This window comes from Paenibacillus sp. FSL E2-0201 (assembly GCF_037963325.1).
GTDB lineage: Bacteria > Bacillota > Bacilli > Paenibacillales > Paenibacillaceae > Paenibacillus_AQ.
The window spans coordinates 2,424,622-2,443,446 of sequence record NZ_CP150154.1 but is presented as its reverse complement, the minus strand read 5'-3'; the positions used below and the strand labels follow the sequence as shown (position 1 = coordinate 2,443,446).

Sequence of the window (18,825 nt, the reverse complement as noted above, 5' to 3'; positions counted from 1 at the left end):
CTTGATAGTTGCCGCCTTAGGTTCGGCCATGGTGCCGATTTGAGGCGGCATTTACTTTTTAACAAAACGTTTAGAATCTGTGCATCCCGGTTATTAACAACAAGGATGGTTTTTCAGACCCCGCTTGAGCCAACATTGTTCTTTTTTGGGAGCAGCCGTTCTTATATAATTTAGGGAAAGTACATAAAGGGAGAGAACACGAATGAACATCACCTGGGCTCTACTGATGATGGCCTTGGGAAGTGTAGGCGTGCAACAGAACCAACATGACGCTGAAGTGGCGCTCGTTTTGAAGTCCGCCATGAATCCCCCCATCATCGCCGCCGGACAAAACAATACTACAAATGTTGCAACTCCAGCTCCAAATGATTCACAAAGCATGTTACACGCAGATCCTCAGCCGGATGCACCGAAAGTAAAAGGCATCTATGTTACCGCATACAGCGCTGGTGGAGAACGAATGGAAAAGCTTCTTTCTTTACTTGATCAGACGGAACTAAATTCTATGGTCATCGATATTAAGGATGATGCAGGTTACATCACGTATAAAACCGATAATCCAGAACTTCAGAAACTCGGTAATCCGCAGCCATTTATTGGCGACATCAATAAACTAATGGAAAGATTGAATAAACATGATGTATATCCTATCGCTCGAATTGTTGTCTTTAAAGACTCTATACTTGCCAAAAAGAACCCGCAATTATCCTTTGTTAACGCAGACGGCACAGTATGGAAGAATAAAGGCGGTGATAGCTTTGTTAATCCTTATAATCAAGATGTCTGGAAGTACAATGTCGATATCGCCAAAGAAGCTGTCAAACTCGGCTTTAAAGAAATTCAATTCGACTATGTGCGCTTTCCTGAAGGTTTCGAAAAACGTGCAGATACACTTAAATACACCAAAACCAGTGATTCTCGCGTAGATATCATTTCTAATTTTGTAAAATACGCCAAAGCAGAGCTTGCTCCACTTGGTGTTCGTGTATCCGTAGATATTTTTGGATATGCTGCATCTGCCCCTGCTGAAGGGATTGGACAAGACTTCGTAAAAATATCCAAGAATGTGGATGTCATCAGCCCAATGGTTTATCCAAGTCATTATTCAACGGGTTGGTTTGGAGTAAAAGAGCCTGACCTAGATCCATATGCTACCATTAAAGGCTCCATGGTGGATACGCATAAAAAGCTTGATCCACTGGGCAGCTACAAACCTGTTATTCGTCCTTGGATTCAAGACTTTACAGCAAGCTGGCTCGGAAAAGGTCATTATATTAAATACGGCAAAAAACAGGTGGAAGATCAAATTCGCGCTTTAAAAGATGAAAATGTAGAAGAGTTTCTGCTTTGGAACGCCAATAACCGATATACCTCCGATGTCGATTATGAGAAATAATGTTTAGCGCCCTTATTGTTTATAATTGAAATCAGGTATGATATATAAGTCCTTATTATTAGATAAAGGCCCGGCGTCTGCCGGGTCTTTTAATGGAGAGAAAAGGAACTTTTACTGTAATTATTACAAACCAACAAAGAATGAGGTCAAAGAACGATGATACAAACCACCTCTTTAAAACAAAAAGCAGGACAATTTTTCCATATTTTATTCCCAATTCTAGTTACACAGATTGCTTTATCCGCGATAACCTTCTTTGATACCAACATGTCCGGTAAGTTTGGCACAGCCGATCTAGCAGGTGTGGCGATAGGAAGTAGTCTCTGGATTCCGATTCAAACGGGTTTAAGTGGGATTCTTATGGGGATCACCCCCATTGTCTCTCAGCTCATTGGAAGCAAGAAAGATAAGGACGTAGCCTATCAAGTCACACAGGGAATCTGGCTTTCTCTGATCGTCTCTGTAATCGTCTTACTAATCGGCAGCCTCGCCTTGTCACCTATTCTTGATTTTATGAATCTAGAGCCGACTGTAAGAGATGTTGCCTTCCGCTTTCTTAGTGCGATCTCCTTCGGGATCATTCCGCTGTTTGGTTATACGGTTCTCCGTAGTTGTATAGACGCTCTTGGGCAAACACGCGTATCCATGTTGATTACACTAATAGCTCTACCCGTCAATGTGGGTTTAAACTACTTACTAATCTTTGGGAAATTCGGATTCCCTCGATTAGGTGGCGTTGGAGCTGGAGTGGCATCAGCTATCACTTACTGGGTAATCTTTTCCGTTGCCCTGCTGTTCATTTATCGAGCTGAACCCTTTGCAAGCCTTAGAATTTTCCGGAAGTTCTACTTTATATCGCTAAAAAGCTTCAAAGATCTACTCAAGATCGGTGTACCTATTGGCTTCTCCATTTTTTTTGAAACTGCAGTTTTCTCTGTTGTAACCTTGTTGATGAGCCGGTTCGATACCGTAACGATTGCAGCTCATCAAGCTGCCATTAATTTTGCTACTACGTTATATATGATTCCGCTCAGTATCTGTATGAGCCTAACTATTCTTGTCGGCTTCGAGACAGGATCCGGCAGACAAAAGGATGCCCGCCAATATGCCATAATGGGTATTGGACTTGCGGCTATCCTCTCCCTGGCAACAGCACTCCTACTCTTATTTGCCGGCCACCATGTAGCTGGTTTATACTCTGATGAGCCTGATGTCATTTCATTAATTCAGCATTTCTTAATCTATGCGATCTTTTTCCAGATTTCCGATGCGATTGCCACACCTACACAAGGGGCGCTTCGTGGATATAAGGATGTTAACCCAGCCTTCATTATTTGCTTTATAGCTTATTGGGTTATAGGGCTTCCTACTGGCTATGCACTTGCTACTTACACGGATCTAGGTGCATATGGTTATTGGATTGGCTTGATCACCGGCCTTGCGATTGGGGCCACATTGCTCTTGACTCGGCTTGTTAAAGTTCAACACCGTTATGCTACACAATATGCAGACGCTCAAGCACATCATTAATAATCAAAAGAATACAAAAAAAGGAACAGCGCGAAGCTCGCAGCTGTTCCTTTTTTTGTGTGTTAATTATTGAGAAAGACGGGATGCAAGCTCGTACAATTCCACGTCAAAGTCTTTCTTCGTATTTACTACAAGATCGATATCTGTGAGGGTTAGTTCACCCTTGATGATACCGCAACCTTTATCAGACTCACCTTCAATCAGTTTACGAACGGCAAAGTCACCAAGACGGCTAGCAAGGTTCCGGTCTCCAGGGGTTGGTGTTCCTCCCCGTTGAATATGTCCAAGTACAGTAACCCGTGCATCCAGAGAAGCATGACGATCTTTCAGCGCTTGGGCCACATCTTCGCCTTTACCAACACCTTCTGCAACGATGACGATACTGTGACGTTTACCTCTGACAAAGTTGTCGCGCATACGATCCGCAACTTCATTCAAGTCATATGGCATTTCTGGCACGAGAATTGTTTCTGCTCCAGAAGCGAGACCAGCATGTAGCGCGATATCTCCACAATGACGTCCCATAACTTCTACAATGGAAGAACGCTCATGGGAGGACATCGTGTCACGCAGCTTGTTAATAGCATCTACAACGACACCAACTGCTGTATCAAACCCAATGGTGTAGTCTGTGTAAGAAATATCATTATCAATAGTTCCCGGTAAAGCCATCGTCTTAATACCGAGTTTACTTAGTTTATTAGCACCTTTGTAAGAACCGTCGCCACCGATAACTACTAGGCCATCGATGCCCATTTCATTCAGAATATCCGCGCCCTTTTGTTGACCTTCTGGCTTTGTGAACTCCAGACATCTCGCAGATTGCAGGATGGTTCCCCCACGTTGAATAATGTCACCTACACTACGAAGATCCATAGGGAAGATATCGCGATTCAAAAGTCCTTGATAACCACGTTGCACACCAAAAACTTCAATACCATAATAAAGTGCGCTTCTTACAACCGCACGAACAGCGGCGTTCATACCTTGTGAATCTCCACCACTAGTCAGTACTGCAATTTTTTTGATTTTTGACATTCTGTTGTTCCTCCTTAATGTTGTGCAATGCCCCATCCGTTGTATAGGTGAAGCTTCGCAGCCTTGTTACAAAAAACGATTGCGTATCCAGCGGCTATTAGCGAAGAAGAACAGCCTTGTAAGCGGACTTCCTCTCATTAGGCTCTTAGACACAGTGCGAACTTCCCGCTGTTCGCTAACTTTCGGATCTGATAAATAAAGTGCCAGCAACCCCTCAATCACCATACGATGCATAGATGACTCCGGAAGTTCACGTACATCCTTGCGGGCCCACTCAACCATGGAAGCGATCCGACTCAACATGGTATCCGTGTCGTCATAATAATTGCAGAAATTAAGATCACCGCCTGCTCGGTCCTCTTCCTGATCAATCAAATAATCCAGCATAATGTGCAATCCGCACACATGTGGAAAGTATGCAGCACGGATCGATTCCGAAGAAGACTTGCTTAGCTTCGGATCACATGCGGATAGAAAAAGCATGAATACGCCTAAGGTAGAGCCCGTCGCAGCCGCAAACTCGTTCCATTGCAGATGCGGAGCACGGCTACCCTGCTGCTCCCACCATTCCTTCAGGGCTGTTTCCCTGAGTTCCGGGCGGATATGCTTATATACCTGCAAATCTGTATACAGCACAGCCAAGTCACGAATCTCCGCTGCAGCAGCGGAATAACCTGGCAGCAGTGAGATCATCTCCTGGCATTTTCGAACCAGCCTATACAAGTATCCACCGTCATTCTGTTCATCACGAAGCGCATAATAATTCACAGGTTCAGCGTTTGGATCAATGGCATCCAGCATAGATTGATGCAGCAGCCTGAAATCTGCAGGATCAAGCGAAGTACTGCGATCACATAAGTTATCTAGATAATCACTGATAGTTTGATAAGCAACAATAAGCGGAATAAGTATATGTCTCATCGATAAATTGCCGGCGGCATAAATACCTCCACCTATGCAATGAAACTCTTTCGTCTCAATGCTGGCAAGTGCTTGCTTCCGGAGCTCGGGATCGGGAATCCCATTCGCATCTTGGCGCCAGAAGTGGAGACATTCTCTCACTTCAGGCAGCACGTACTTATAGACCCTGTTCATAAGCCCGATAGGGCCACGCGGGCTAAGGTTACGGCCTTGCTCTAATTCACTCAATGATAGTGCCTCCACATTGTTGTCTCCTTATCCAAATCACCACTTATTATAATATGATCAGACGTATTTGTACAAACAACAAAATCACTTTCGTAAAATTCTGAAAGATTCAGAAATAAAGCAATTCAAGAATAAAACACATAACCCTTCATTGCTTTATGCTATACTAGGCATATTTCAATTTCAGAGGAGTGCACTTTCATGTTTTCAAAACGGACCGGAAGCCCTTACAGTGATCAAAATTGGCTTCGTTCCTTTCTATTTACGATTTATGGTACCAGCGTTCTTGTAGTATCCTACTTTCCATTATTCTACACACATCTGGGGTTTAGCAGTTCTCAGGTGGGCTACTTGTATTCCCTCGGACCCCTCATCTCCATCCTATCCAATCTCTTCTGGAGTATGATGAGCGATAAGCTGGGCACCATTCGAAAAATCATGTTTATTTTACTCGCGGGACAATTAGTAACCGGACTTCTATTAGCCAGAGCGACCGAATTTTCTTCCGTTATGCTTATTTTGTCCTTTTTCTACTTCTTCTATTACCCTGTTTTTCCGCTTGCTGATACAATGGCCATCAAAATTGCGGAGCGGCACGGACGAAACTTCATTACAATTCGTGTATTTGGCTCATTGGGCTATTCTTTCTTTGCTTTAACAGTCGGTTATGCGCTTAGAGCTTTAGGTGCTACCTGGAGTCTAACCTTATGTATTATTATCATAATAATCGCGCTTCTAATTACAATTGGCCTTAAGGATGTCAAAAAAACTGTTCCAGAGCTTCCCGATCAGGAAGCAGATACTACCAAACCTGTTAAGAAAGAGCACGGGCTTAAAGATATTCTTTTGCAAAAAGAAGTGCTGTGGTTCTTCGGCTGTGTCTTTGTACTCGCACTAGGCCATAGAATGAACGAAGCCTTTCTCACCATCAGTTTAAAGAATCTGGGTGCTGGCGAGGAAGTGATCGGCTGGGCTCTTCTTGCCTCAGCCCTAAGTGAAATCCCTGTATTATTTATACTCGGCAAATACGGCGACAAATTTAAAGAACTGCCCTTATTAATTTTAGCCAGTTTCATGTATGCCCTTCGCTTTCTACTAATGGCGCTCGCCGATCATCCAGGCTCTATAATCGCGATTCAAGCCTTGCATAGCCTGACATTTGGCGTCTTTTTTGTAACATGTGTCCGTTATATCACTCGGATTATTCCTGATCGTCTCCGAGCAACCGGTCTTGCAATCTACACAGTTGTTTGGTCAAGTGCAGCTGGACTTCTAAGTGGTACATTTGGTGGAATGATCTATCAGGAAGCTGGACGCTTCACCTTTTATATGGTAGCGGTTGGTTTCAGCCTCCTTGCCTTAGTAGGTTTTTTAGGACAACATTTATTAGATATCTATCGAGGTTCGATACGTTACTCAGAGAAAACAAACAAAAGAGCCTCACTATAATAGAACACTTCTAAACACTCAAAATATAGAAAGGTCTTTGCTGTCCCTCACTTGGGAATGCAAAGACCTTTTCTATTTAAATTGATGAATAATAGACGTAAAAAAACACAGTTCCCGAAAGAACTGTGTTCTATAGTTTGGTAACCACTCTTGCAAGGGCTTGCCAAGTAAATTATATATTTATAGCAGACAGCTAAACTGTCTTTGCCGTTTCTTATAATTTTACTACGTTTTCAGCTTGCGGTCCACGATTACCATCAGTGATATCGAATTCTACTTCTTGACCTTCGTCCAAAGTTTTGAATCCTTCACCTTGAATTGCTGAGAAGTGTACGAATACATCTTCGCCGCCTTCTACTTGAAGAAAACCATAACCTTTTTCTGCGTTAAACCATTTTACTGTACCTTTCAATTGAACAACCTCCTAAAAATAACCGCCATATATGGCGTATAACTATATTATACTGCAATCTTCTACTCAAATCAATCTGTCTAGACCTTTAAATATGTGATTTAATTTGCTTTTCCCTTCTCCTGTGCGTTATCATTGAGCCAAAAGCCAAAAATCGCCAGGGTGGTAATGATAATGATCAAAAAACATGAAATATACAAAACAGACAAATGGAATATGATGACGGTAGAAGTACAAGGACGTTATATCGTTCTTCGCGAAATCTCCGATCAATGGGGAGAAGAAACACATACCTTCCTTAGTCGTCCAGCTATGATGCAGTGGGTGAACAACCGATTCAACAAAGAATCTTATAAAGATAATGAAGAAGAGTACAAAAATATTATCGCAGCTTTCAAACAGGTATAACAGAATATGAATACAGAAAATATCGCGATTTATGTTGTCCTAGTCTTATGTCTAGGCGCAGTTCTAATTATGACTAAGGATCGTGTCCCGCCGCAATTTAAGCGGGGCATGGCCTTAACTGCTGTCATTATGATTCTGTTCGCCTTCATCTTTGTTATTTATAGCTTATTGGCATAACTTATACTTTCATATATTTTAAAGAAGACTAAACATTAATAATCCGGACTTAACAGGGCATAATAAGCCGACTCTACTTTCAAGAGGAGGACGTTATGCCTATTTCACCCAAGTCCATCCCTCTTCTACTTGTGCTCAGCTTGCTACCGGGTGATTTATCATCTAAAGTATTGCCGAGGGAGATTATGCCTACTACATCTCATCATTCTAGGAGGGTTTCTATGGAACAATTATTGAAGAGAAGCGAAGTACCTGCTGAGAATCGTTGGAAGCTTGAGGATGTGTTTGCTTCTCAGAAGGATTGGGATGAAGAATATGCAGAAGCTAAATCCCTAATCAAAAAAGCTGCGGATTTTCAGGGTACACTAGATTCCGCGGATGCTCTAAAAAAATGTTTTGAGCTGGATGACAAACTGTCCATCCTAACTGAACGACTTTATGTGTATGCACATATGCGTCAAGATGAAGACACAGCTAATCCTGACTATCAAGCTTTGTCCTCCAAAGCGAAAAAGCTTGGTATTGAAGCAGGTGAAGCCTTATCTTTTGTAACCCCAGAAATTCTGGCGTTGCCTATCGAGAAGTTGGACCAGTTCATCGCCGATCCGAACCTATCCGCTTATAAATTCACCTTAACTGAAATGAAACGCGAAAAAGCCCATGTGCTTTCTAAGGCCGAAGAAGCACTGCTAGCTCAGGTAGGAAATTTAGCTCAAGCGCCTCAGAATATTTTCAGTATGCTGAACAATGCGGATCTGAAATTCCCTAAGATCAAAGATGAGGATGGCAAAGAAGTTGAGCTGACTCATGGCAACTATATCAAGTTTCTCGAAAGTAGTGACCGTGAGGTTCGCCGCAATGCTTTTAAAGCAGTCTACGATACCTACCGGAAGCAGAAGAACACTATCGCAGCAACGCTTAGCGCCAATGTGAATAAAAACGTGTTCTACTCACGGATTCGCAAGTATCCTTCTGTAATGGAAATGTCACTCTATGGTGATAACATTCCGAAAGAGGTTTACACCAACTTGATTGATACGATACACGAAAGCCTTCCATTGATGCACCGTTATATGAAACTGCGTCAGAAGCTGCTGGGTGTCGATGAGCTACATATGTATGATCTGTTTGCCCCGCTTGTTGATGAATATAAATTAGATATCACCTATGAAGAAGCCAAAAAAATCACTAAAGAGGGTCTCAAACCGCTCGGTGAAGATTATCTGAATGTGCTGCAAAAAGGCTACGACAACGGATGGATCGATGTCTATGAGAACGAGAATAAACGGTCTGGGGCTTACAGCTGGGGACCATACGGTACGCATCCTTTCGTACTGTTGAACCATAATGATAATTTAAACAGTATGTTTACATTGGCGCATGAGATGGGCCATGCATTACACTCGTATTTTTCAGATAACGCTCTGAATTATCGTGATGCGCAATACACGATTTTCCTAGCAGAGGTTGCTTCTACTACTAACGAGGCGCTGCTAATGGATTATTTACTCAAAAAGTCTACAGATCCTAAAGAAAAAATGTATTTGCTCACCTACTATGCTGATCAGTTCCGGACAACGATCTTCCGGCAGACAATGTTCGCGGAGTTCGAGAAAATCATTCATCAGCGTGTGGAAGAAGGCGAATCGCTTACTCCACAAGATCTTTCAAGCATCTACTATGACCTGAATGTTAAATACTATGGTAAAGAAATGGTTGTAGATCAGGATATCGAGATGGAATGGGCGCGGATTCCGCATTTCTATAACAGCTTCTATGTTTATAAATACGCAACCGGCTTCTCAGCAGCGACTAGCTTTGCCAAACAAATTCTTGAAGAAGGTAAACCTGCGGTAGATCGTTACCTCGGCTTCCTGAAGAGTGGCGGCAGTGACTACTCCATTAATATTCTGTCTAAAGCTGGTGTTGATATGTCTTCTCCTGAGCCGATTCGCGAAGCGATGAGTGTCTTCGAAGATGTTATCGCTCAAATGGAACAGTTGACCAAATAAGGCAGAGAGTTTAGTATTGCATTAATCCCTTGCCCAATTTGGGCAAGGGATTTTATTCTGTTATATCCCCTGAGGAGGAAGAATTCAATGAGAATTCAATGGTCTTTAATTGCAGGTCTAATCTTTGCGCTGCTAACAGCCATATTTGCAGTCATCAACGTGGATCCCGTTCAAGTCAATTTCGGTTTTGATGTAGTTAATATACCGCTGATCCTAGTTATTCTGGGCTGCGCGTTAATTGGTGGAATCATCGTGGGTTCTTACGGTATTTTTCGCCAGTACAAACTACAAAAACAAATTAAAAGCCTAACTGCAGAGCTAACCAAACTTCGTGATGCCGACACTTCTTTAGATTCTTTTAACACAGACAATGATGGCCTAACAGGAGGACTTAACTAATGATTACCATTCAACCAAACGAAGATTACATACTTTCAATCCTAAAAAAATTGCTTGATACACCGAGCCCCAGCGGCTTCACAGCACAAGTCATGAATCTTGTAGCAGAAGAAGCGGCAGCATTGAATGTACCACTAAGCTGGAATGAAAAAGGCGGCGTAATTCTAACCGTCCCAGGCCTTGATCCTTCCCGTACAATCGGCATCAGCGCTCACGTAGATACCCTTGGAGGCATGGTTCGCTCCATTACATCGAATGGTACTCTGCGACTGACCTCTGTTGGCGGCTTCACTATGCATAGCATCGAGAATGAATACTGCGTAATCCATACCCGCAGCGGCAGAACCTATACTGGAACCATTTTAACCAGCCACCCATCCGTTCACGTATATCCAGATGCTCGTGAATTCAAACGTTCAGAGGAAAACATGGAAGCACGGATCGATGAGCTTGTATCCACCAAAGAGGATGTACTCAAGCTTGGCATTTCCGTTGGTGACTTCATTTCCTTCGATGCACGTGCTGTGATTACACCTAGCGGGTATATTAAATCCCGTCATCTGGATGATAAGGCGAGCGTTGCAGCCCTACTTGGACTGTTGGAAAGTATGAAGCGTGAAGGCTGGAAACCGCTCCATAACCTTTCCTTCCTCATCTCGAACTATGAAGAAGTAGGACACGGCACAGCTTGGATTCCTGGTGAGATTAATGAAATGATCGCAGTCGATATGGGCGCCATGGGCGACGATCTTAGCTGTAAAGAAACCGATGTGTCCATCTGTGCAAAAGATTCTTCCGGCCCTTACGATTATGTTATGACTGGCCGTTTGATTGAGCTGGCAGAAGCACTCGCGATTCCTTATGCCGTTGATATCTATCCAATGTACGGCTCCGACGCATCCGCTGCCCTTCGAGGTGGTAATAATATTCGTGCTGCACTGATCGGCCCAGGTGTGCATGCCTCCCACTCCATGGAACGTACACATAAGCAAGCTGTAGTAAACACTGCTAAGCTTCTCGCTGCTTATGTGGGTACTAACTGAGTCTAGCACTGGCAAGATAAAGCAGCAGCCATACTATCAATGTTCCTGTTATCCAGAAATCACAAGGAAGATCCCTTTGACGGTCTTCCTCACACTTACACCTATTTAGAGACCGTGAGTCCAGAAAATGTACAACTCTATATGATGTCACTTTCGCCAGAAGATGTTCAACTCAGAGCCGCTGGTGCCCCCCTTCAGCAAGTGATTGCATATGGGATTAATGGAGGCTTCTTCTATGGAGATGCACTTCTATCTATTGCTATCATGAATGATATCCCTACTAACGGGGTTAAAAAGGCGTACGGTTCCGGCTGGTTTAACGCTAAATATGCACGCGGAACCCTAGTCTGGGATGGTGCCAGTCAGAGCTTATCCGTACAGGTTGTCTCTTCGGGAGAAGAGTTGAACGTTTCGGATCGCCAGCATTATTTTGCACAAGGTGGTATTAGTATGAATCTGAAGCATGAGGATCTCTGGCAAGCTGCGATCGCCGAAGAACATCTTCCTTATGCTGATGAGAAACGAATGCGCTCAGGCATGTTGTATGACGATAATGGCAAGCTGTGGCTGATTGTTACACCAACGCTCTCGACGGCAGCAGAGTTCCGCTCAGCCATCCTACAGAGCGTTCCTGCTGAAGGCCTCGAAGGGATCTTCCTAGATGGAGATGGCTCTTCTCAGATGAATGCTGATGAGATCATCTTACCTGGCGACTCTCGTGCTGTAGTGCAAATGATCGCGGTGGACGGAACAAAATAAAATATGGTGAGGCAGCCCCCGCCATAAAAAAACAGAGTAGGCATTCTCCAATAAACTGGAGAACCCTACTCTGTTTTTTTATTAGCATTCGCAGATTCAATCCCAGACTTGCTCCAGCTTATCTGAGTAATATGAAATGGCCTTACTATAACTTCTTATTCCTTCATCCCCTGAGGTATCAGCCAGCAATTTAAGCAACATCCCCATAGCCAGACTATGATCTCCGAGATTGTGCAAGGTCATTGCAAGGAACACCGGAAATTCCTTATTCTCTGGGTACTCGTGAATGGCCTGTTCCAATATTGCTTTGGAATTCTCATATTCTCCGAGTGTCCGGAAGGTACTGCCCAGTCCCAATAGAGCGCCGACCCTCTGCTCCGAAGGTAAGCCTAGTGTTAAGCTTTTCTCATAAAAGGGTACCGCCTCGCGTTCTAAACCAAGGACATCATGCGTCCATGCCAATTGATACAGAAGTTCTGCATCATTACTATTCTGCTCATATAGCTCTAACAGCATCACTCTAGCTTCTTCAGCTTTACCTTCATTTCGCAGGGCTACAGCTTCTATAAGTTGATCCTCCAAACTGAGCCCTCCTTTATTGTCACACAAGGACAATCCGTTTTAAGCCTTACCAGCGATTTTCTCTGCAAGCTCATTCAGATAGGTCCAGCGCTCCATTAGACGCTCCAGCTCGGCTTCGGCAAGCCGCTGCTCTTCCACTAGCTCCTGCAGTCTCCCAGAGTCAGCAAATGCTGCCTCCATCTCCGCACTAATATCCGTCAAGCGTTGCTCTGCAAGCTCGATTTGCTCGTCAATCCCCTCATATTCACGCTGTTCCTTAAAGCTGAATTTGAGTTTGGTCTTGGGAGCTGAGGATGCCGCAGTGTTATTGACTGTATCCGTAGGCTCTTTACGCTTTGCATTTCCGTCATCTTTATTTGATTCTGCATTGCGTGAAGAAACATTTTTGGCCAGCCATTCTTCATATTCCGTATAATCGCCAACATGAATCCGGATATCACCATTTTCAAAAGCGATCAGCTTATCTATAGTCCGATCCAGGAAATAACGGTCATGAGATACTGTAAAGACGACACCCGGGAATTCATCCAGATAGTCTTCTAAAACAGCCAACGTACCGATATCCAAGTCGTTCGTAGGCTCATCCAACAGCAATACGTTTGGTGCTCCCATCAAGACACGAAGTAGATACAGGCGTCTTTTTTCGCCACCTGACAGTTTGGAAATCGGCGTCCATTGCATCGCAGGAGGGAACAAGAAGCGTTCGAGCATTTGGCCTGCTGTAATGACGCTACCATCAGCTGTACGAATGACCTCCGCTTCTTCCTTCACATATTCAATGGCTCGCATGCTGTCGTCCATATCCTGATGTTCTTGCGTAAAGTAACCCAACTTAACCGTCGCGCCAAGCTGAACCTCTCCCTTATCCGGCTGCAGCTTACCTGCAATCAGATTCAGAAGTGTTGATTTACCACTGCCATTCGGGCCTACAATCCCTACCCGATCTTGTGGTACAGCAATATAGGTCAGATCTTTAATCAGCTGTCGACCATCCAGCGATTTCGACAGTTCATTGATTTCAATGATTTTACGACCCAATCGTGTCGAAGCCACAGAAATATCGAGCGAACCGTTCGAACTGCTTCCTGTACTTTCCTTCAGCTTCTCAAAACGGTCGATTCTTGCCTTTTGTTTCGTTGAACGTGCTTTAGCTCCACGACGAATCCAAGCAAGCTCCGTACGAAGCAGGTTCTTACGTTTTTGCTCTGCAGAGGCTTCACGCTCTTCACGGTCGGCTTTCAGCTCTAGAAAACGGGAATAGTTGGCCTCATAACGGTATAACTGCCCTCCGTCCAGCTCTAGCATGACACTTGCGACACGCTCCAGGAAGTAACGATCATGCGTTACCATTAAGAGGGCTCCGCGCCGTTTCTGTAAGTATTGCTCTAACCAAGCTACAGAGTCCGTATCAATATGGTTCGTAGGCTCATCCAGAATAAGAAGCTCAGATGGCGTAATCAGGGCAGCCGCAAGTGCTACACGTTTACGTTGACCACCAGACAGCGTATCCATTAGCGCATCGAACTTCACTATGCCCAGCTTAGTAAGCACGCTTTTAGCTTCACTCTCTAAATGCCAAGTACCTGCAGCATCGATAGCCTGCCCAATACACACCAGTTTGCCTTCCAGTTCTGCATTGCCCGGCTCTTTTTCAAGGCGAGACATGGTCTCCATATACTCACGCATGGTAGCAAGATCTGGATCATCTCCGGCAAAGACCTGTTGCAGTACGGTGTTTGTCGGCTCATAAGGAGGGTTCTGTGCCAAATATTGTACTCGTACATTATTTCCAATCGCAATTTGCCCACCATCTGGGGTATCCAGACCGGCAATAATACGTAAAAATGTTGATTTACCCGTTCCATTCACACCGATCAAGCCAATTTTATCCCGATCATCCATACCAAATGAAGCATCACTAAAGAGTACTTTCTCTCCATAACTTTTGGAAAGATGTTCCACGGTCATAATATTCATGCTATTTCCTCGCTTGCCTTATATTTTCATAAAACCGGTAGCCGCTCTAGACTGTTATTCCACCGGTCTATCATCCTGACCTAAATTCAAGTAATCCATGGCCCCTTTAATAAAAAGACCCGCAGCGAAACCGGCGCGTTTATATGCATCCTCTTCCTTAAAAGACGGATCGAACAAAATATCCATCTTTAGTCGATCCAACATCCCTATGTAGGACTGCGCCATAAGCTCAGGCTCGGACGCTCCGCCCTCCAGCAATACCTTCACTACTGCCTGCATATATTCTTCCATGAAAAGCGTCATATACGCCACAAGCTCTGGGTTATTGTTAGGTGCGCGAAAAAAAAGCTTCGTGTGTCGTTTACGTTCAAAATAATAATAAAGATGATGTTTGGCTATAATCGACAGTTTACCCGCCAAAGTATCACTTGCCTTCAGCTTTTCCTGCAACTGCTGGAGGAATCCCTCACAATCCCGGCGCGTTACCGCCATGAACAATTCTTCCTTACTCTTGAAGTATAAATAAACGGTGCCCTTAGCAATCCCAGCCTGCTCCGCAATTTCCGACATCTTCGTTTCGTAAAATCCGCCTGAACCGAAGAGCTCGTATGCGGCATCCAGAATGGCCGTATGTTTATGATTGGACGTGCTGCTCATCGGTTCCTCCTTTAAATCATTATCCCTAGCAATAGGGCCATTGCCCCTCCGGCGATAGAGCTAACAGCATTGACTGCATCATTGCTCATCCACTTCCAGCCACGTGCATGTTCAACTTTCTTACCGCAGTGGTGTGTACTTTCCACTTCGCGGCCGCATACCGTGCAACGATTCATCTGCTGCACGGTTGCCCCTAGAATAGAATCCGTGAACGCACCCACAAGTCCTCCAGCGAGTCCAGCCAATGTAAGCAACAGGAAGGATTGATCCGGCATGCCGGATATCATCCGCAGCAGCCATGAGGAAGCACCAATAAGCGCGCCTCCTGCGGCTGCAGCTAGCGTACCCAGACTGGATACGCCACCCGAGGCACCTGCCGGAAGTATTTTACCTGTCAGCACAGACCGAGGCGGCTTTTTGCTGAGTGTACCAATCTCCGTAGCCCATGTATCGGAAGTTACCGTTGCCATAACACCGATAAATAAAAATTCCCAAAGATCCATCGGAACAATCGCATTTAGTAGAACGAAAACCATCCCAAGCCCACCATTAGCAAAGACCTGCCCAGCATCTCGGCGGCCTGTCTTGGCATAAGTCAGTTCAAGCTCTGCCTTATTGTCATGATGAAGCTTAGAAAGGAGGCTTGATGAGATGAAAAAAACCAACAATATTCCGAACCAAAAGGCATTTCCGGCACCAAAATAAATGGTTCCCATAGCTACCGCGGCAAGCATGCCGGAGAGGCTTAAGGATTGTTTCCTATAAGCCGCTCCCGCAACTAACAAAGCGCCAAGTGCGCCAATAATCCATAGCATAGATTCATCTCCAACAGATGTTTTTAGCCGATCAGGCAAGTCCCCATCGGCTTGTCACCCCAGTACAATTCAAACGAATCTCCAGATACGGTAGGGCCAACGCCTGCTGGTGTTCCTGTGAATATCACATCGTCTTTACCCAGCCCGTAACGCGCAGCGATAAAATCGACAATTTTTTGGAGCGAAAAGATCATGTTCTTGACATTGCCTCGCTGAACTTCAACACCATTTTTCAAAACCGTGAAATCCGTCCCCTCCAGCTCTTCCTTGTCAGGAAACGCAATGTATGGTGTGAGCGGAGCAGCGTTCTTAAAGCCTTTAGCCGGTGTCCAAGGCAGACCTTTCTTTTGCAGGTCATTATGCACATCACGCAGAGTGAAATCCAGTCCCAGGGCCATAACATCCACCAGATCCTCCACGCTTATACCCGGTACATAATCACGGGCGATACGCAGTACAAGCTCTCCTTCATAATGAACCTGGCCTGAATCTTTTGGAAGCTGAATGACTGCCTTATCGAGGGAAACCGCCGCATGTGAGGGCTTCAAAAAAATGAGTGGCTCCACGGGGATATTATTCCCTAATTCCTCCGCGTGTAGCTTGTAGTTCCGTCCAACACAATATAAATTATTAACAGCAGCGCACACAGACAATCAGCTCTCTTTCCCATCGAATTGGATTGTTTATACTTTTAGAAATGTATCGCCCCAGATATCCGGACGGTTTGTACAAATCATTATATCAGAATGCATGTCTGCTAAGCGACGCATCTCTTTCCCTTTGTTCACGGTCCAAGCCATTATTTTCACACCTTGCTCCGTCAAAAGCTTAGCCAATCTGGGATTCAGACGCGAAAAGCTGATCGATAAAAGAGAGCACTCCAGTTCATGCAGCCTTCGAGCGGGATTACCAAACCTTGAATCAAAGATTAACCCTGTGCGGAAGCGGGGATCTATTTCCTTGATTTTTTTTAACACATCTGTGTCAAAAGAAGTCAAAATCACGTCCTCCCGCAACCCTTTAGAGGAAATAAGATCCGTCACCTTCTGCTCGATGCCAGGATACATATCGCCTACTGTTTTCAGTTCAATATTGAGACGAAGTCTACCGGAGGCTAATGTGAGCACCTCTTCCAAAGACGGCACCCGCTCTCCCCGAAAGGAACGCCCTTTCCAGCTACCCGCGTCAAGACGCCGGATATGTTCCCAATCCATGTTCTTTACCTTACCATGTCCATTGGTTGTACGGTCAAGCGTAAAGTCATGAATGACGACAGGTACTCCGTCCTTGGAGAGCTGGACATCCAATTCCATCCAGTGTACAAAAGGCATGGCAATGGCCATCCGGATCGCTGCTAATGTATTCTCCGGTGCTTTACCGGAAAATCCCCGATGGGCAACACACAAATTGTTCATCATAAGGACCTCCCAAAGAACCCTATTTTGTAACTTGAGTGACTTTACCGTCACTATCGATCTTAACTCGACCAGCAGATAGAGACTCTACTTTTTTAAGTAGAAGCTGTCCGTTCACCTGATTCATTGGCACGGGCTGAGCTAGCTCAGCAGTCATAGGCTTCAGCTGTAATGAACATTGACCTTTTTTACTGCATTCCGCCTGAAAAACAGCAGTTTCCCAAGTGGCAGGTACCGTTGATCTCGTAAAAATAAAATTACCAGTGCTGTAGGCGATCCACTTACCTTTGTATGGCTCTACACCTTGCAATACATGTGGGTGACCGCCAATGACAAGATCAGCTCCCGCATCGACAAAGCTACGTCCTAGGGTCTGCTGAATATTATCGAACTGCTCTACACGTTCCTTGCCCCAATGGACTACTACGACAACCAAATCAGCTTTTTGTTTAGCTGCAGCAATCGCTTTAAGTCCTTCTCTGCTATCATAAACTGAAGCAAGCCCCGGTTTATTCTTTCCTGCCATCCAATCCGATGCAGGAATCACACGTGTGAACCCCAGCAAGGCGATCTTAATCCCTTTACGCTCAAAATATTGCGCCGAGAAAGCTTCTTTACTGTTGAGTCCAGCACCAACATAAGGAATGCCTCTTTCCGAGAGATGACTAAGCGTGTCTCGCAGACCTTCCTCCCCTTGATCCAGCGTATGATTGTTCGCCATATTTACTGCATCCACTCCGGCTGTCTTAAGAGCATCTAACGCCTTCGGTGAGCCTTTGAATACAAACTGCTTATTAGCGGCGCCAACCCCACCCGTGGTCACAGGAGTCTCCAGATTCACGACCGTAAGGTCATCCTTCTTGAATATTCCATTTAACGCGGCATACGAATAGTCGTAGCCTTTCTTCTCAAGCAATTCCCCGGCTTTGCCCGAAAAAATAACATCTCCGCCAAAATTCAAGGTCACTGTATTGCCAGAAGCCTGGTCATCTGATGGAAGTCCAGACACAGAACCACCATCTGCGACTTGGGAGCTGCTTTCATCTGGCGAAGGGGTCGAAGTAACTTCCGGCGCCTGTGTTTCAATATTCTCTTCCTTCTCAGGCTTCGGTGTAGGTGTAACCTCAGGCGCTACCGTAGGAGAAGGGACAGGCGACTCCGTGACTTCAGGCGTTGGCGTTGTAGTTACAATAGGTTCTGTCTCCTGAGCAGTAATATCGGGTGTAGGTGTGGCTGTGACTTGCGCCACTGGAGGCGGCTCAGAACTCCCCTTAAATTTGTCTTCCATAAAACTATAGCTGAGCGCCACAGTAATCATCAAAAGAAGACCTGCATTGATCCAAATCCAGGCCGTTCTGCGCTTACGTTTGCTCTTATGTTTGTTCTTCTGTCTAGATCGCGATCGCGGCGGATACATTGATTCTATGATCTCCTCTACTCTCAAATTGGTTCTATTATAGCATATCTAGCACCTTCCCCTCCAAATAAGAGAGTACGCCAAGTATAAACACTCTCAGCGTCCTTATAAGGTTGGTAAGTATTTAAACGAGAAATATAAGACATAAAAAATAGCGTAAAACTTATACTTCTTATATTTTAAAATCGTA

General features: G+C 44.7%; 19 protein-coding genes. 9 read left to right on the top strand and 10 right to left on the bottom strand.

Translation table 11 applies throughout. The annotated features are described in order from the left end of the window. Nucleotides 1-202: 202 nt before the first annotated feature. Both NSU15_RS10620 and NSU15_RS10615 read left to right on the top strand, forming a co-directional pair. Nucleotides 203-1,396 carry a putative glycoside hydrolase gene (locus tag NSU15_RS10620; RefSeq protein ID WP_339290273.1) on the top strand — a complete coding sequence of 398 codons (1,194 nt, stop codon included), beginning with the start codon at nt 203-205 and terminating at the stop codon, nt 1,394-1,396. A 156-nt stretch (nt 1,397-1,552) separates the two neighbouring features. Continuing rightward, entirely contained in the window at nt 1,553-2,926 is a 1,374-nt protein-coding gene (locus NSU15_RS10615) for an MATE family efflux transporter (protein ID WP_339290271.1), read from the top strand. A gap of 66 nt (nt 2,927-2,992) precedes the next feature. Here the strand turns inward: NSU15_RS10615 and pfkA are convergent, their stop codons facing one another. Beyond that, the gene (gene pfkA, locus NSU15_RS10610) at nt 2,993-3,964 is read right to left on the bottom strand and encodes a 6-phosphofructokinase (RefSeq protein WP_042126307.1); all 972 of its coding nucleotides are present in this window, start codon (nt 3,962-3,964) and stop codon (nt 2,993-2,995) included. Nucleotides 3,965-4,030: 66 nt separating this feature from the next. After that, nucleotides 4,031-5,113: a tetraprenyl-beta-curcumene synthase family protein gene (locus NSU15_RS10605; protein ID WP_042132049.1), complete on the bottom strand. Its 1,083-nt coding sequence runs from the start codon at nt 5,111-5,113 to the stop codon at nt 4,031-4,033. Between the two features lie 201 nt (nt 5,114-5,314). Between NSU15_RS10605 and NSU15_RS10600 the strand changes: the two genes are divergently transcribed. Further along, nucleotides 5,315-6,562 carry an MFS transporter gene (locus NSU15_RS10600; RefSeq protein ID WP_339290270.1) on the top strand — a complete coding sequence of 416 codons (1,248 nt, stop codon included), beginning with the start codon at nt 5,315-5,317 and terminating at the stop codon, nt 6,560-6,562. Between the two features lie 214 nt (nt 6,563-6,776). Here NSU15_RS10600 and NSU15_RS10595 read toward each other — a convergent pair whose 3' ends face one another. Further along, nucleotides 6,777-6,974, bottom strand: coding sequence for a cold shock domain-containing protein (locus NSU15_RS10595; RefSeq protein WP_042126303.1), 198 nt, complete (start codon nt 6,972-6,974; stop codon nt 6,777-6,779). A 174-nt stretch (nt 6,975-7,148) separates the two neighbouring features. Between NSU15_RS10595 and NSU15_RS10590 the strand changes: the two genes are divergently transcribed. The 6 genes from NSU15_RS10590 (at nt 7,149) to NSU15_RS10565 (ending at nt 11,772) form a co-directional block, all read left to right on the top strand. Next, complete coding sequence (locus NSU15_RS10590) at nt 7,149-7,382, top strand: hypothetical protein (RefSeq protein WP_036689271.1); 234 nt, start codon at nt 7,149-7,151, stop codon at nt 7,380-7,382. 6 nt (nt 7,383-7,388) lie between these two features. Then, complete coding sequence (locus NSU15_RS10585; protein ID WP_167348490.1) at nt 7,389-7,559, top strand: hypothetical protein; 171 nt, start codon at nt 7,389-7,391, stop codon at nt 7,557-7,559. Nucleotides 7,560-7,780: 221 nt separating this feature from the next. Then, a complete protein-coding gene (gene pepF / locus NSU15_RS10580; RefSeq protein WP_339290269.1) occupies nt 7,781-9,571 on the top strand; it encodes an oligoendopeptidase F in 1,791 nt (596 codons plus the stop codon). Nucleotides 9,572-9,658: 87 nt separating this feature from the next. Then, a complete protein-coding gene (locus tag NSU15_RS10575; RefSeq protein WP_042126298.1) occupies nt 9,659-9,970 on the top strand; it encodes a lipopolysaccharide assembly protein LapA domain-containing protein in 312 nt (103 codons plus the stop codon). Between the two features lie 2 nt (nt 9,971-9,972). Further along, a complete protein-coding gene (locus tag NSU15_RS10570) occupies nt 9,973-11,013 on the top strand; it encodes a M42 family metallopeptidase (RefSeq protein ID WP_339291309.1) in 1,041 nt (346 codons plus the stop codon). A gap of 39 nt (nt 11,014-11,052) precedes the next feature. Next, entirely contained in the window at nt 11,053-11,772 is a 720-nt protein-coding gene (locus NSU15_RS10565) for a hypothetical protein (RefSeq protein WP_339290267.1), read from the top strand. A 96-nt stretch (nt 11,773-11,868) separates the two neighbouring features. Here the strand turns inward: NSU15_RS10565 and NSU15_RS10560 are convergent, their stop codons facing one another. From NSU15_RS10560 to NSU15_RS10530, 7 genes are all read right to left on the bottom strand, one after another. After that, nucleotides 11,869-12,288, bottom strand: a complete 420-nt coding sequence (locus tag NSU15_RS10560) for a tetratricopeptide repeat protein (protein ID WP_339291308.1) — start codon at nt 12,286-12,288, stop codon at nt 11,869-11,871. Between the two features lie 105 nt (nt 12,289-12,393). After that, on the bottom strand, nt 12,394-14,331 hold the full coding sequence (locus NSU15_RS10555; RefSeq protein WP_076121863.1) for an ABC-F family ATP-binding cassette domain-containing protein: 1,938 nt from the start codon (nt 14,329-14,331) through the stop codon (nt 12,394-12,396). Between the two features lie 54 nt (nt 14,332-14,385). Then, a complete protein-coding gene (locus NSU15_RS10550) occupies nt 14,386-14,988 on the bottom strand; it encodes a TetR/AcrR family transcriptional regulator (protein ID WP_042126289.1) in 603 nt (200 codons plus the stop codon). Between the two features lie 11 nt (nt 14,989-14,999). Next, nucleotides 15,000-15,803 (bottom strand): DUF92 domain-containing protein, encoded by an 804-nt coding sequence (locus NSU15_RS10545; protein WP_076121861.1) that lies wholly within the window; start codon nt 15,801-15,803, stop codon nt 15,000-15,002. A gap of 23 nt (nt 15,804-15,826) precedes the next feature. Further along, entirely contained in the window at nt 15,827-16,450 is a 624-nt protein-coding gene (locus NSU15_RS10540; RefSeq protein WP_076121860.1) for a fumarylacetoacetate hydrolase family protein, read from the bottom strand. Between the two features lie 36 nt (nt 16,451-16,486). Continuing rightward, complete coding sequence (locus NSU15_RS10535; protein WP_249923677.1) at nt 16,487-17,221, bottom strand: glycerophosphodiester phosphodiesterase family protein; 735 nt, start codon at nt 17,219-17,221, stop codon at nt 16,487-16,489. A gap of 19 nt (nt 17,222-17,240) precedes the next feature. After that, nucleotides 17,241-18,635, bottom strand: a complete 1,395-nt coding sequence (locus NSU15_RS10530) for a CapA family protein (RefSeq protein ID WP_339290264.1) — start codon at nt 18,633-18,635, stop codon at nt 17,241-17,243. Nucleotides 18,636-18,825: the final 190 nt, after the last annotated feature.

Coding starts and splice junctions, on each gene's coding strand:
- NSU15_RS10590 (WP_036689271.1), top strand. CDS start 7,149: ATGATCAAAAAACATGAAATATACAAAACAGACAAATGGAATATGATG.
- NSU15_RS10575 (WP_042126298.1), top strand. CDS start 9,659: ATGAGAATTCAATGGTCTTTAATTGCAGGTCTAATCTTTGCGCTGCTA.
- NSU15_RS10620 (WP_339290273.1), top strand. CDS start 203: ATGAACATCACCTGGGCTCTACTGATGATGGCCTTGGGAAGTGTAGGC.
- NSU15_RS10530 (WP_339290264.1), bottom strand. CDS start 18,635: ATGTATCCGCCGCGATCGCGATCTAGACAGAAGAACAAACATAAGAGC.
- NSU15_RS10615 (WP_339290271.1), top strand. CDS start 1,553: ATGATACAAACCACCTCTTTAAAACAAAAAGCAGGACAATTTTTCCAT.
- NSU15_RS10585 (WP_167348490.1), top strand. CDS start 7,389: ATGAATACAGAAAATATCGCGATTTATGTTGTCCTAGTCTTATGTCTA.
- NSU15_RS10555 (WP_076121863.1), bottom strand. CDS start 14,331: ATGAATATTATGACCGTGGAACATCTTTCCAAAAGTTATGGAGAGAAA.
- NSU15_RS10550 (WP_042126289.1), bottom strand. CDS start 14,988: ATGAGCAGCACGTCCAATCATAAACATACGGCCATTCTGGATGCCGCA.
- NSU15_RS10545 (WP_076121861.1), bottom strand. CDS start 15,803: ATGCTATGGATTATTGGCGCACTTGGCGCTTTGTTAGTTGCGGGAGCG.
- pepF (WP_339290269.1), top strand. CDS start 7,781: ATGGAACAATTATTGAAGAGAAGCGAAGTACCTGCTGAGAATCGTTGG.
- NSU15_RS10535 (WP_249923677.1), bottom strand. CDS start 17,221: ATGATGAACAATTTGTGTGTTGCCCATCGGGGATTTTCCGGTAAAGCA.
- pfkA (WP_042126307.1), bottom strand. CDS start 3,964: ATGTCAAAAATCAAAAAAATTGCAGTACTGACTAGTGGTGGAGATTCA.
- NSU15_RS10600 (WP_339290270.1), top strand. CDS start 5,315: ATGTTTTCAAAACGGACCGGAAGCCCTTACAGTGATCAAAATTGGCTT.
- NSU15_RS10560 (WP_339291308.1), bottom strand. CDS start 12,288: ATGCTGTTAGAGCTATATGAGCAGAATAGTAATGATGCAGAACTTCTG.
- NSU15_RS10565 (WP_339290267.1), top strand. CDS start 11,053: ATGTTCCTGTTATCCAGAAATCACAAGGAAGATCCCTTTGACGGTCTT.